At 59.8% G+C, this 12,278-nt stretch carries 12 protein-coding genes; 6 read left to right on the forward strand and 6 right to left on the reverse strand.

The features are described from left to right. Positions 1 to 41: 41 nt before the first annotated feature. Positions 42 to 1,178: a CoA transferase gene (locus tag VDP81_RS06025; RefSeq protein ID WP_323011803.1), complete on the reverse strand. Its 1,137-nt coding sequence runs from the start codon at positions 1,176 to 1,178 to the stop codon at positions 42 to 44. Between the two features lie 330 nt (positions 1,179 to 1,508). Here VDP81_RS06025 and VDP81_RS06030 point away from each other — a divergent pair, with 330 nt between their 5' ends. From VDP81_RS06030 to VDP81_RS06055, 6 genes are all read left to right on the forward strand, one after another. Next, positions 1,509 to 2,549, forward strand: coding sequence for a carbon-nitrogen hydrolase family protein (locus VDP81_RS06030; RefSeq protein ID WP_323011804.1), 1,041 nt, complete (start codon positions 1,509 to 1,511; stop codon positions 2,547 to 2,549). 124 nt (positions 2,550 to 2,673) lie between these two features. After that, positions 2,674 to 3,894: an ABC transporter substrate-binding protein gene (locus VDP81_RS06035; RefSeq protein WP_323011805.1), complete on the forward strand. Its 1,221-nt coding sequence runs from the start codon at positions 2,674 to 2,676 to the stop codon at positions 3,892 to 3,894. Between the two features lie 267 nt (positions 3,895 to 4,161). Then, positions 4,162 to 6,252, forward strand: a complete 2,091-nt coding sequence (locus VDP81_RS06040) for a serine hydrolase domain-containing protein (protein ID WP_323011806.1) — start codon at positions 4,162 to 4,164, stop codon at positions 6,250 to 6,252. A 46-nt stretch (positions 6,253 to 6,298) separates the two neighbouring features. Further along, a complete protein-coding gene (locus VDP81_RS06045) occupies positions 6,299 to 6,685 on the forward strand; it encodes a diacylglycerol kinase (RefSeq protein WP_322995488.1) in 387 nt (128 codons plus the stop codon). A 129-nt stretch (positions 6,686 to 6,814) separates the two neighbouring features. Then, complete coding sequence (gene pyrF, locus VDP81_RS06050) at positions 6,815 to 7,645, forward strand: orotidine-5'-phosphate decarboxylase (RefSeq protein ID WP_322995489.1); 831 nt, start codon at positions 6,815 to 6,817, stop codon at positions 7,643 to 7,645. Between the two features lie 58 nt (positions 7,646 to 7,703). After that, positions 7,704 to 9,179, forward strand: a complete 1,476-nt coding sequence (locus VDP81_RS06055) for a GGDEF domain-containing protein (RefSeq protein ID WP_323011807.1) — start codon at positions 7,704 to 7,706, stop codon at positions 9,177 to 9,179. 12 nt (positions 9,180 to 9,191) lie between these two features. On the opposite strand, the gene VDP81_RS06060 is transcribed toward VDP81_RS06055, so the two are convergent. The 5 genes from VDP81_RS06060 to ribH are packed head-to-tail and all read right to left on the reverse strand — an operon-like array spanning position 9,192 to position 12,276. Beyond that, positions 9,192 to 9,698: a CinA family protein gene (locus VDP81_RS06060; RefSeq protein WP_416233212.1), complete on the reverse strand. Its 507-nt coding sequence runs from the start codon at positions 9,696 to 9,698 to the stop codon at positions 9,192 to 9,194. A 47-nt stretch (positions 9,699 to 9,745) separates the two neighbouring features. Next, on the reverse strand, positions 9,746 to 10,267 hold the full coding sequence (locus VDP81_RS06065; RefSeq protein ID WP_322995491.1) for a phosphatidylglycerophosphatase A: 522 nt from the start codon (positions 10,265 to 10,267) through the stop codon (positions 9,746 to 9,748). Between the two features lie 10 nt (positions 10,268 to 10,277). Further along, positions 10,278 to 11,252 (reverse strand): thiamine-phosphate kinase, encoded by a 975-nt coding sequence (thiL, locus tag VDP81_RS06070; RefSeq protein ID WP_323011808.1) that lies wholly within the window; start codon positions 11,250 to 11,252, stop codon positions 10,278 to 10,280. An 18-nt stretch (positions 11,253 to 11,270) separates the two neighbouring features. Further along, complete coding sequence (nusB, locus tag VDP81_RS06075) at positions 11,271 to 11,756, reverse strand: transcription antitermination factor NusB (protein WP_322995493.1); 486 nt, start codon at positions 11,754 to 11,756, stop codon at positions 11,271 to 11,273. Continuing rightward, the gene (gene ribH, locus VDP81_RS06080) at positions 11,749 to 12,276 is read right to left on the reverse strand and encodes a 6,7-dimethyl-8-ribityllumazine synthase (protein WP_322995494.1); all 528 of its coding nucleotides are present in this window, start codon (positions 12,274 to 12,276) and stop codon (positions 11,749 to 11,751) included. The genes nusB and ribH overlap by 8 nt, the downstream gene beginning before the upstream one ends. Positions 12,277 to 12,278 lie beyond the last annotated feature (2 nt).

The following is a 12,278-nucleotide window of genomic DNA, read 5'->3' on the forward strand; positions in this document are numbered from 1 at the left end:
TTGATCTCCTTGTGCCGCACATGGGCTGCACCCGAATGCTTTTATATGATTTCTTTTTGATCGAAGCTCGGCGCATGTCGTGAGATGCCGCACGGCGTTTTTGAAAACCGGATCGGCGGACGAGTGACGACAATGTCCCCCTCGGTGGGATGCTTCAACCGCATGAAAAAGCCAACAGCTCGCATATGATCATCATCCAACAGCTCCTCCAGGGAATTGACAGGCGAACAGGGGATATCTTCCGGAGCCAGCAGCCTCATCCATTCTCCTGTGGCGCGCTGCACCAGTATGTCTGCCAGACGCCCATACAGATCATCGATCATGGCGGCCCTTGCCTGTGTACTCAATAGCCGCGCATCGGCTGCCCATTCCCCGCGTCCCGCCAACTCGAAAAATGCTTTCCATTGCTTGCCGGTATATGGCATGACACTGATGTAGCCATCCAGTGTCCTGTAAGGTCGCCTGTGGCGCGACAGCAGCCTGGAATAGCCTGTATGTCCCAATGCCGGCTGGAAAGTCTTACCGGCCAGATGCTCAACCAGGAGGAAAGAAGCCAGGGTCTCATACATCGGCACCTCGACATATTGGCCTTCGCCAGTCCGTTCGCGGTGCAGCAAGGCCGCATTGATGGCACTGACGGCGTACAGCGCCGATATCTTGTCGGCCACAATCGTGCTGGCGTATCTGGGTTCACCCTGGGTACGGCCTTCGAGCTCGGCCCAGCCGCAAGCCGCCTGGATGATATCGTCATAAGCGGGGCGATCACAGTAGGGGCCGTCCTGACCATAGCCCACAATCGCACAATAGATCAGCCGGGGATTGCATGGCGCGAGATCCTCGAAAGCCAGCCCCAGCCGTGCAATCGCTCCCGGCCTCATGTTGTGCAGCAGCACCTGAGCATTGGCGGCCAAATCCAGCAGCCTGTCTCTGTCCCGGCCATTCTTCAAGTCCAGCGTCACGCTTTGTTTGTTGCGATTGCAGTTCAAGAATGCTGCGCCCATCCCAGGGGATCTGGATGGGCCAGGCCCGCGCATGATATCCCCGCCGGGCGACTCGATCTTGATTACCGTGGCCCCCATGTCTCCAAGAATCTGGGCCGCATAGGGACCGGCGATCACTGTGCTGAGATCCAGCACGGTCATTCCATGCAAAGGACCTTGCGGGGCATTCAAATGCATATGTTGCTCCTTGTTGCCAGTGCACAGAACACGGCCTGTCTGTGGCTCCGCACCGGCATCAGTTCTTGCAGCACCTTGCCGAACGGCACCCAACCATATTTGCGGCGAGGTTAGCATCGGATTTCACGACCGTAAAGAAAATGAGACTATGGTCCGCCAGATGAACCAGTGAAGCCTCAAAAGGACGGGAAGTGAACCAACGGTTGTGACCCGGAATAGTCTTGGTTAGGATTGCCGTGACTGCACCCAGCGCCGTAAATATTTCTATACCCGCCAGCCCGCTGGCGGCCCCGTTTCACGGCATGTCTGGATTTAAAACAGGAGACATGTATGTCAAATATCGTCAAAGTGGCTGCCGCCCAACTGCAGCCAGCCTTCATGAACCTTCAAGGCTGCATCGATATCGCAGAGTCGGCCATTCTGGAAGCCGGTCGCCACGGGGCAAAACTGATTGCTTTCCCGGAAACCTGGCTGCCTGGTTTTCCAGTGTGGACTTTTTTCGAGACCGGCTGGAAAGACCCCAGGCACCTGCAGGCGTATGCACATCTGACCGCCAACTCAGTCGAGGTCGGTGGCCCGGAAACCGATCGTCTGTGCGAGGCTGCGCGCAAGGCGGGCATCAATGTCGTCATGGGCATGAATGAACGAGACACCCGATTCTCACGCGGCACCCTGTATAACTCGCTGCTCTATATCTCGGACCAGGGCACCATCCTGGGGGTGCGCCGCAAACTGAAGCCTACCCATGGAGAGCGCATCATCTGGGGCGAAGGCGATGGCAGCAGCCTGCAGGCCTACGACACCACCGCCGGACGGGTCGGAGGGTCCATCTGCTGGGAGCACTGGATGCCGCTGAACCGCTTTACCATGCATGCGCTTGGCGAACAGATTCATGTGGCGGTTTTCCCGGATATTGCCGAGCACAATATGATCGCATCCCGCCACTACGCGTTTGAAGGCAGGTGCTTTGTCATCGCCATGGGCATGGTCCTTCGCCGCGCCGACATCACGGAAGACTTCGGCTTGCCGATCGACATGTTGACCAGCCCGTCAAAAACCAGTGATCGCGACGAATTTGTCCTGGCTGGCGGCTCGGGGATCATCGGGCCGGATGGACGCTGGATTGTCGAGCAGAAATTCTATGAAGAAGAAATCATCTATGCCGATATCGACCTGGATGATGTATCCAAAGGCAAACTCTCTCTTGACACGGCGGGACACTATAACCGGCCCGACGTCTTTCAACTCTATGTCGACAACAGACGCAAAGACCCCGTCAACTGGAGCGTGCCCATGGCAGCCTCGACAGAGGCGAAGATCCAGACAGTCGAAAAACAGACCGAAATCCCGGGCCTGATATTCAAGCAATAAGCAACGGATACACACCGCAGGCTTTTGCTGCAGAAAAAATCATCTCGCCCCCCTTCTGACAGGCCTCAGTGTCGATTCCGACATCCTGAGCAGAAGGGTATTTTTATAAATTGGAGACATCAAAATGAAATTTTCCAGACATTTCCTCTACGGCTGCCTGCTCCTGGCCGGCATGGGCATCTCCTCCGTTCATGCTCAGGACGTTGTCCGCATCGGCGTCGGCAATGACCGATCCGGCGCGTATTCGGATCTTGGCGGCATTGGTTCGGAAATTGCTGTGCGCATGGCTGTCGAAGACTTCGGCGGCAAAGTGCTGGACAAAAAAATTGAAGTCATCGGCGGCGATAATCAAAGCAAGGTCGACGTGGCTTCCGGCATGGTGCGCAAATGGTTCGATACGGAAAACGTCGTAGCCTTCATTGATGGCGGTGCCAGCTCCACAGGATTGGCATCCATGCACGTCGCGGTGGAAAAAGGCGGTTCGGCCCTGATGACTGCGGGTTTTGCCAGCATCTTCAGTGGCAAGGAATGCTCGCCACGCAGCACCCAATGGGCCCCGGATACCTATGCGCTGGCCAATGCAGTGGTCAGCAACACCATCAAGAACGGCGGCAAAACCTGGTATTCCATCACAGCGGATTACGTTTTTGGCAAGAGCCTGGAAGCCTCGGCCAACCAGTTCGTCAAGGACAACGGCGGACAGGTGCTGGGCAATACCAGATATCCTTTTGGTTCGACAGAGGACTACGCCTCGTTCCTGCTGCAGGCTCAATCCTCGGGGGCTCAGGTGGTCGGCCTGGCCAGTGCTGGCAAAGACTTGGTTTCTCTGGTCAGGCAGGCCTATGACTTTGGGATCGCCCAAAGCGGCCAGAAACTTGCCGCCTATCTGGTTTTTGTCACGGATGTCCTGGGCATGGGCCTGACCAATGCACAAGGCCTGCGATTCGCGACTCCGTTTTACTGGGATGCTGACGAAGGGACGCGCAACTGGAGCAAACGCTGGCAGGAGCAGACCGGCTTCAGCCACCCCCCCACCATGGTGCACGCCCTGGGCTATGCCGCCACGACCCATTACCTGAAGGCAGTCGAAGCCGCCGGAACCTTCGAGGGTGATGCGGTCAACGCCAGGATGCGTGAATTCAAGATCGATGATCTGCTGATCAAGAATGCGCACATCCGCCCAGAAGATGGCCGTGTGATCATGGATATGTACGAGGTCGAAGTCAAAGACCCGAAAGCCTCAACATCATCGAACGATATTTACAATATTGTCTCGACGATCTCCGGTAAGGATCTGTTCCTGCCTTTATCCGAGAGCGAGTGCCCGTTGGTGAAACAGGGCTGATCCCACCACACAGGAAAAAAAACGCAGTCCGGCGGGATGCCTGACATGGGCGGCATGGGTGGCCGCTAAGTCCCTGCCTGCCTCGACCGATACGCCATGATGCATCTTGGTCGCCCCCGGCAATCTCCAGCCCCCAGGCGCTGAACAGCGCGATGGGGGCTTTTTTGCGCCTGACCCAAAGCATTACGATCTTCTCATTGTGACAATGACATAGCGAGTGTTACGCTGCTCTCACGTTTACCTTTAAACCTCAAGCAGGAGTCCCCTATGGCCCGTCGAAACCACGCACTCGATACAGCCGCTTCGCCAGGCAGGCGACGCATCCTGCAAGCGGCCCTGGCGGGTTCGGCCCTGGGGCCTTTGGCCGCCTGCAGCGATGGCGGCACCAGTTCAGGCAACACCGACTATACAAACACCATCCGCGACGGTCAGGCTGCGATTGCGCAAGCCATGGCCGATACCGACACCTCATCAGTATCGGTCGCGCTGCTGGATGGCCAGCATGTCGTCTGGCAAGAAGCATTCGGCGTCATTGACAGTGCCAACAAGCAGCCGGTCGGCATCAACACGCTATATAACATAGGCTCGGTCAGCAAAGTCTTCTCGGCGGTGGCCATCATGATCCTGGTGGATCGGGGGCTGGTGGATCTGGACTCGCCGGCCTCTGACTACGTCCGTGATTTCCGGATGCTATCGCCAGATTTCGCCAAAGTAACGGTCCGCATGCTGCTGAGCCATACGTCCGGGTTCGCAGGCGCAAATTACAGCAATATTTTTACCTTCGAACCCATCCTCGACTATGCCCGCAACACGCAAGCCATCCTGGCGGGGCAACATCTGAAACACACGCCGGGCGAACTGGCCGTGTACTGCAACGACGGCTTCACCCTGGCCGAACGCGTTGTCGAGGAAATCAGCGGCAAACCCTATTCGACCTTTGCGACACGGGAAATCCTGGAACCACTGGGGATGAGCCTCAGCCGCTTTCCGCTGGCGCATTATCCGGCTGGCAGCTTTGCCCACGCCCTCGTGGGAGGGACCGATCAAGGACAGGAGTTCGTTAACGCCTACGGCTCTGGCGGCCTGAGCAGCACGCCGTCTGAAATGATGAACCTGGCCATTATGTTTCTGCAAAAAGGCGAATTCAGGGGCCGACGCATCCTCTCCGCTGAAGCCGTGGCGGAAATGGGCCGCGATCAGACCGGCGACGTGGTGCTCAACCCTGCTCCAAGCTGGAAATGGGGCCTGGGTTGGGATCAAACCGATCACCCAGGCATGCGCGCAGCCGGCTTTAACTGTTGGCAGAAAAACGGCGGCACCAATTTCTTTGGCAGTGATTTTTTTGTCATGCCCGACACGGGGCTGGCGGTGATGATCACCGGCACCTCGCTGGCCTATGGCGCCGGGGCATTGGCCGAGCGCATTTTGCTGCACGCCCTGGTCGATCAAGGCAGCCTGAAACACCTGCCGCCGCCCTTGCCCACCGCCCTGCCGCCAATCGCCGCCACCGACCCAGCAGTCCTCGGGGCCATCGAAGGCTATTACGGCAGCTTCGAAGGCGTCAGCCGAGTGGCCAGAAACGATAGCGGCTCGGTCACGCTATCGCGTCATGAATCAGGCCAGTGGATCAACATCGCGTCTGGCCTGAGCTACCGGGAAGACGGCTGGTGGTCTGCCGATGGCCTGCCGCTGTCCTACCGCACCTCCGACAACGGCCCATATCGCTATCTGATGATGCGGGTGACTGCGGGCAGTGGGCACTACCAGATTCTCCTGCCCTACGGCCAGCAGATTCAGGCGGCACCAGCCCTGCCCGCCGCCTGGCGCGCACGCCTGGGCAAACACTGGGTGCTGATCAACGAGCATGAATCCTCGACGGTATTCAGTGCAGAATCGCCGCTGTTCACCCTGACAGAGATCGCCGACCTGCCCGGCTACGTGCAGATCGACGGCCGCCAGCCCCTGCTGCCGGATACCGCCCAGCGCACCCGTCAGTTCATGAAAATCCCGGTCAACCATGGGCGCGATCTGTACGAGCTGATTGCACAATCACAGAATGGCGCCGAATGGCTGACCTTCGGGGGATACCACTATCAATCCCTGGACTCCATTCCCTATGCTGCCTTGGGCACACAAACCGTCACCATCGGCGCGGACGGGTATTGTCAATGCTTGAAAACGCGCGGCGCAAGCACCCTGACCATCACGGGCGCACGCGCCTGGCGGCTGTTCGACAGCCAGTGGAAGGCGCTGAAATTCGTACAGGGAACCGGCAGCGCGACACTATCCGCCGATCAGAATTTCTTTATCATGATCCACGGCGAAGCCACCAGCCAGGCCCATGTCTCGTTAGCCTGAGCGCAATTGTTTACAATGCCCGCACATTCCCCAGGCAGTGATTGCGATGACTCCGTCTTCTCCCTACAAAAGCACAGGCGGCCTGATCCGCATCATTCGCGCCTTGCGCTACTCGCTGCAGGGCCTAGGGGCCGCTTGGCGACATGAGGCCGCCTTCCGTCAGGAAACCATTCTGGCGGTGATCCTGATCCCGCTGGGCCTGTGGCTGGGCAATACAGCGGGCGAACGACTGCTGCTATCAGGCATGCTGGTGGGGGTATTGATCGTCGAACTGATCAATTCCGCCATCGAGGCGCTGGCCGACGCCATCAGCACGGACCAACATCCTTTGCTGGGACGCGCCAAAGACATAGGCAGCGCAGCGGTATTGCTGATGCTGTTGCTGACCGGCGCCGCTTGGGCCAGTGTGCTGATTCCCCGCTGGATTTTTTAATGGTGTCTGACCCCATTGTGTTGTGACCCCATTGTTGTTGGGAAGCCGTCTACAATCGTGACGACACGGCCCGAGGGATTACCCATATAGTTCATCGGGTCATTGCTTAACTCATTCAATTTTGCCGCCATGAACTTCATCGACAAACTGAACCGCGCCTGGATCAGCCAGGACTCTCTGCTGATGGTGGGGTTGGACCCTGATCCCCGCCGTTTCCCAGACGAACTGGCTGGCCGCCCGGATGCCGTCCTGGAGTTTTGCCGCCGCATCGTCGACGCCACCGCGCCTTTTGTCTGCGGTTTCAAGCCGCAGATCGCCTATTTTTCAGCCCTGGGGGCCGAGGACCAGCTACTGGATCTGTGCCAGCATATCCGCCAGCAGCATCCCACGCTACCCATTGTGCTGGACGCCAAACGCGGCGATATCGGCAGCACCGCCGAACAATACGCCCGCGAAGCCTTCGAGCGCTACGGGGCCGACGCCGTCACGGTCAATCCTTATATGGGGCGCGACTCGGTGCAACCCTATATCGATTATGGTGACAAGGGCGTCATCATCCTGTGCCGCACCTCGAATCGCGGCGGTGCCGATCTGCAGGACATGCGCCTGGCCAACGGCACCCCGCTGTACCTGCACGTGGCCGACCAGATCGCGCGCGTCTGGAATACGACGGGCCAATGCGCCCTGGTGGTGGGAGCAACCTTCCCCGAAGAAATCGCGCAAGTGCGCCGCCGGGTGGGCGACATGCCCCTGCTGATCCCCGGCATCGGCGTCCAGGGGGGCGATATCCAGGCCACCGTGCAAGCCGGCCGCACCCCACATGGCAAGGGCATGATGATCAATTCATCCCGAGCCATCCTGTATGCCAGCAATAAGGAAGACTGGGCCGAGGCAGCCACCAAAACCGCCCGCGCCACCCGTAGCGCCATCCGCCAAGCAGTTAGCGACACAGAGAGCTAAACCCGCTGCCGTAAAAACTACATACATTTCCCCCAAGATTCAGTAGAATCTTCGCATCATGTGCCAGTCTATTGCCAGCAGCCTGTCTTGGGCCCGGCGATCAGGCCCGTTCCTGTCGCTGACAGCTCTTGCGTTTCTGCTGATTTACTTCAGCTTGATGTTCCACCCTCTATTGGGCGATATCGGTTTCTGGCCGGCCAACGCATTATTGGCCGGTGCTTTGTTGCGCGTATCATCCATCCCCCACCGCTACCGGTGGCCCGGCGTCATTTTGGGGGTCATGGCCGCTTACGCATACTGGTACGACGGCTGGGATGTCGCACTGCTCAATACCCTGGTCAACCTCTCCGGCGTATGGCTGGCGTGGTTTCTGTTGCATCGGGTCTGGCCGCTGGACACCATGCGTACCCCAAGGGCCATCACCCATGTCTTGCTGGCAGGGCTGGCGGCGTCGGCCTGCACGGCGCTGGCAGGGTTGATCGGCTACCAGACCTCCACCCCGCTGCCCCTGGATATGCCGCTGCGCCCGATCATCGGGATCTTTTTTCAGCAATGGCTGGGCTATAGCGCCATTCTCCCCGTCTGTCTGCTGGCCACATCACCGGGCCGCAGCCTGATCGACCGACGCCGGTCTTTGGCCCGTATCCTGCATCAGTTGCTGGCAGGCAGCCGCCAATGGCCCTTGCTCGTATTGCTGGGATCGATCTTGCTGGCGGCTTTACTGGGCGGACCCGGCACGGCGGCATTCCCAGTCCCGGCCTTGCTGATCTGTGCCTATGCCTATCAGCAAAAAACCTGCGCCTGGCTGACGCTGGCAGCATCCATTGCCCTGATGGTCAGCCATACCCAGGGCTGGGCGCTGGTCGCCTCAGATATACCCTCGGTCTGGGTGCAGGTGTCCTTGCAAATCGGGCTGCAGATGATGGTGGCCACCCCCCTGATGGTATCCAGTTCGCTGATGGCGCGCAACGACCTGGTGCAGTCCCTGAACCAGGCCCTGGACCATGACGAACTAACCGGGGCCATGTCGCGTCAGGCATTTATGCGGGGGGCCACCGAATACCTGCAGCAATCCCCTGCCGCGTTTTATGGCAACTGTGTGATGATGTTGGACATCGACCATTTCAAGCGGCTGAACGACAACCACGGCCACGCGGCAGGCGATAGCGTGCTGCGTGAATTCGCCCGCATCATCCAAAACGCCATCCGGCCCGAAGACCTGTTTGGTCGTCTGGGGGGCGAAGAATTTGGCATTGTCCTGCCCAACACAACCCTGCGCGATAGTCTGGAAATCGGCGAACGCCTGCGCAAAGCCGTAGAAGAAATCCGCCTGTACTACGACAGCGACGAACCATTGCGAGTCACTGTCAGTATCGGCACCATCCACGACAGCCAGAAGCCCCACGCCACCATGACCCAACTGCTGGCGCTGGCCGATCAGGTCATGTATCAGGCAAAACACGAAGGCCGCAACCGCGTTTTGTCCCTATCAGCCGGCCAGTTGCGGGATCTCAACCCGGCACCACTGACCTAAGCGCCTAAAGACCTATAACTGCGGCAGGCCTTCGATGGCGGTCTGCAGCACAAAGCGCACCGCCGCCAGACGCACGGCATCGCGATCACCATCAAACACCCGGGTGACTGCCCGAGTATTGATGCCATCCCCTGCCCGATAGGCAATCCCGAAGCACACCATGCCCACCGGCTTACCCGGCGTGGCGCCTCCTGGCCCGGCAATGCCAGTAGTCGCCAGCCCCAAACGGGCGGCCGGGGTAGTGGCCAGCACGCCAGCCGCCATTTCCATGGCGGTTTCCTCGCTGACGGCCCCGTGGCGCTCTAGGGTGTCGGGTAAAACCCGCAACTGTTCTGTCTTGGCGCTATTGCTGTAAGTGATGAAGCCGCGATCGAACCACAGGCTGGCCCCAGGACAGGCCGTGATGGCCCCTGCCAATAGTCCTCCGGTACAGGATTCGGCGGTGGCGCACAGCCAGCCCAGCGCCCGCAATGCAGCCCCCAGTTCGCCCGCCAGCGCGCGAGATTCTCTGTCCATCATGGCGATCTCCTAGTGTTCATGACTCTGCGCCAGTCAGCCTGAAACCATCATGGCCACCACAGCCCGAAGCGTATCAGCACGGCGGCAAGCAGCAAGGCATACAGTGCAGCAAAGATGTCATCGATCATGACGCCAAAACCATTCTTGAAACGGCGATCCAGCACGCTGACCGGTGGGGGCTTAAGAATATCGAAGCCACGAAACAGCGCAACCCCGGTCAACTGCGACCAAAACCCTGCAGGCAGCAGCCACAAAACCAGCCAAATCGCAACGATTTCATCCCAGTTGATGCCACCGTAATCGGCCACGCCCAGATCCTGGCCAGCACGCTGTGCCGCCCAGCAACCCACCAGAAAGGACAGCAACAAGAGCGCCGCGATCCAACCATCGGGCAGGCCCTGCAGGCACAGCGCCCAGATCAGCCAACCGACCAAAGTCCCCCAGGTGCCGGGGGCCGGATAGATCAGGCCGGAACCAAAGCCAAAGGCCAGGATGCGTTCCGGTCGCGAAAACACCCAACGCGCTGTCGGGCGGGGGATAGGGGCGCGTGTACTAAAACCAAAGGACATAGTATCGAGATCAAAGAGGCGCAGCGAAATGATCAAAACCACGGCGCTGAATGGAGACTTCCTGGCCCTGTGCGTCCAGGACGCGCAGGCCCGACCCACTGCGCAGCGTACCGACCCGGGTAATGGGCAAGGCCAACTGGCGCGACAGGGTATCGATTTGTTCGCGCCGCCGCGGATGCGCAGCAAAACATAATTCGTAGGCATCGCCACCCGCCAGCAGTGCATCGCGGCGCACGGCTTCGTCCAGCCCCTGCAAAGCGGCATGAGCGGGCAAGAAGTCCAGCCAGAGATCAGCCGCGCACTGGCTGGCATCCAGCAGATGGCCAAGATCCTGCAACAGACCATCGGAGATATCAATGGCGGCATGCGCCACCCCCGCCAGGTAGCGGCCAAGCTTCAGGCGCGGCATGGGCGCCTCGAGGGCGTTACGGCACAAAGCCAGGCGGGCCGGGTCTGGTGGCAAACTGCCCAGCATCAGCCGCAACGCGATATCAGCCGCCCCCAGTGTCCCTGACACCCAGAGATCATCGCCCAGACGGGCCGCAGCGCGGCGCAAGGCCTGGTGGCGACGGACCTCGCCCATGACGGTAATGCTGAGAATGATCTGGTCGGCGCCGCCGGTGGTATCCCCGCCGATCAGCGGGCAATGCGCATCACGCGACAGCGCATGAAAACCATCCGCAAAGGCCTGTAGCCAATCGGCATCCACCCGTGGCAATGAAATCGCCAGGGTGCAGGCCAGCGGGCGCGCACCCATGGCAGCCAGATCAGAAAGATTGACCGCCAGGGCCTTGTGGCCCAGCAAACGCGGATCGCCATCGGCAAAGAAATGCCGCCCTTCGACCAGCATATCGGTGCTGACGGCAAGATCCCAGCCCTGGGCAGGGGACAACAAGGCGCAGTCGTCGCCGATGCCCAGCATGCCACTGGGCGCCGGGCGTTTGAAGTACTGCGCGATAAGATCGAATTCGCCCTGTGACTGCATAGGCTTATCCTGGGTTGCTTAGCCGCGGCCAGCGGACTGGACCTCGGGGGCACGGACCTCGGCGGCCAGCTTATCCAGCACCCCGTTGACAAAGCGATAGCCATCGGTGCCGCCAAAGGATTTGGCGAGTTCGACGGATTCGTTGATTGCCACGCGGTAAGGGACCTCGGGGTGCTGAACGAGTTCGAAGGTGCCCAGCAACAGGACGGCATGTTCGATGGGGGAGAGTTCGGGCAAGGGCCGGTCGATGTAGGGCACAAAGCGGGTGCGCAAGGCATCGGCCTGATGCGTGGCCCCCTGGAGCAGGGTGTGATACCACTGGGTATCGGCCTGGGAGAAATCATCGGCGTCACGCACATGGGCGTCGATCTCGCCGAGTTCGGCAAGGTCAACGCCCCCCCGCAGCAGCCAGGCGTACACCCCTTGGAGGGCGAATTCTCGGGCCATGCGACGAGCGCTGCGGGCGTTGCTGCGCCCGTTGCGCGGTTTGGACGACTCAGTCATCGACTTCCTCTTCGAAGTCGTCACCTTCATCGTCCTCGTCATCGTCGTCGTCGTCGGACTCCGGTTCCAGAGCAGCAACGAGATTGGCCATTTCGACAGCGGCACGGGCGCAATCGCGGCCTTTGTCGGCGGCACGGGTCTGGGCCTGTTCGTCGGTTTCGACCGTGAGCACGCCATTGGCCACCGGGATGCCGGTTTCAAGGGCAACGCGGCTGATGGCGGATGCGGATTCGTTGCTGACGATCTCGAAGTGATAGGTCTCGCCACGGATCACGGCACCCAACGCAATCAGGGCATCAAATTCGAAGGATTCGGCCATCTGTGCAAGAGCCACGCCGAGTTCCAGCGCACCCGGCACGGAAGCCACCATGATATCCCGTTCATCCACACCCAAGGCAGCAAGCTCGTCCAGGCAGGTTTGTAGTTCGGCTTCGCCGATTTCGGCATTGAATCGGGCACGCACGATGCCAATGTGCAGGCCTTCGCCGTTCATGTCGGGGGTCATCACATAAGGGTTCATAG

The sequence above is a fragment of the Castellaniella sp. genome (assembly GCF_034675845.1).
Taxonomy (GTDB): Bacteria; Pseudomonadota; Gammaproteobacteria; order Burkholderiales; family Burkholderiaceae_B; genus Castellaniella.

Bases quoted from the DNA above. Each gene is read 5' to 3' on its own strand.
- VDP81_RS06025 (WP_323011803.1), bottom strand. From the start codon at position 1,178: ATGCATTTGAATGCCCCGCAAGGTCCTTTGCATGGAATGACCGTGCTG.
- VDP81_RS06030 (WP_323011804.1), top strand. From the start codon at position 1,509: ATGTCAAATATCGTCAAAGTGGCTGCCGCCCAACTGCAGCCAGCCTTC.
- VDP81_RS06035 (WP_323011805.1), top strand. From the start codon at position 2,674: ATGAAATTTTCCAGACATTTCCTCTACGGCTGCCTGCTCCTGGCCGGC.
- VDP81_RS06040 (WP_323011806.1), top strand. From the start codon at position 4,162: ATGGCCCGTCGAAACCACGCACTCGATACAGCCGCTTCGCCAGGCAGG.
- VDP81_RS06045 (WP_322995488.1), top strand. From the start codon at position 6,299: ATGACTCCGTCTTCTCCCTACAAAAGCACAGGCGGCCTGATCCGCATC.
- pyrF (WP_322995489.1), top strand. From the start codon at position 6,815: ATGAACTTCATCGACAAACTGAACCGCGCCTGGATCAGCCAGGACTCT.
- VDP81_RS06055 (WP_323011807.1), top strand. From the start codon at position 7,704: ATGTGCCAGTCTATTGCCAGCAGCCTGTCTTGGGCCCGGCGATCAGGC.
- VDP81_RS06060 (WP_416233212.1), bottom strand. From the start codon at position 9,698: ATGATGGACAGAGAATCTCGCGCGCTGGCGGGCGAACTGGGGGCTGCA.
- VDP81_RS06065 (WP_322995491.1), bottom strand. From the start codon at position 10,267: ATGTCCTTTGGTTTTAGTACACGCGCCCCTATCCCCCGCCCGACAGCG.
- thiL (WP_323011808.1), bottom strand. From the start codon at position 11,252: ATGCAGTCACAGGGCGAATTCGATCTTATCGCGCAGTACTTCAAACGC.
- nusB (WP_322995493.1), bottom strand. From the start codon at position 11,756: ATGACTGAGTCGTCCAAACCGCGCAACGGGCGCAGCAACGCCCGCAGC.
- ribH (WP_322995494.1), bottom strand. From the start codon at position 12,276: ATGAACCCTTATGTGATGACCCCCGACATGAACGGCGAAGGCCTGCAC.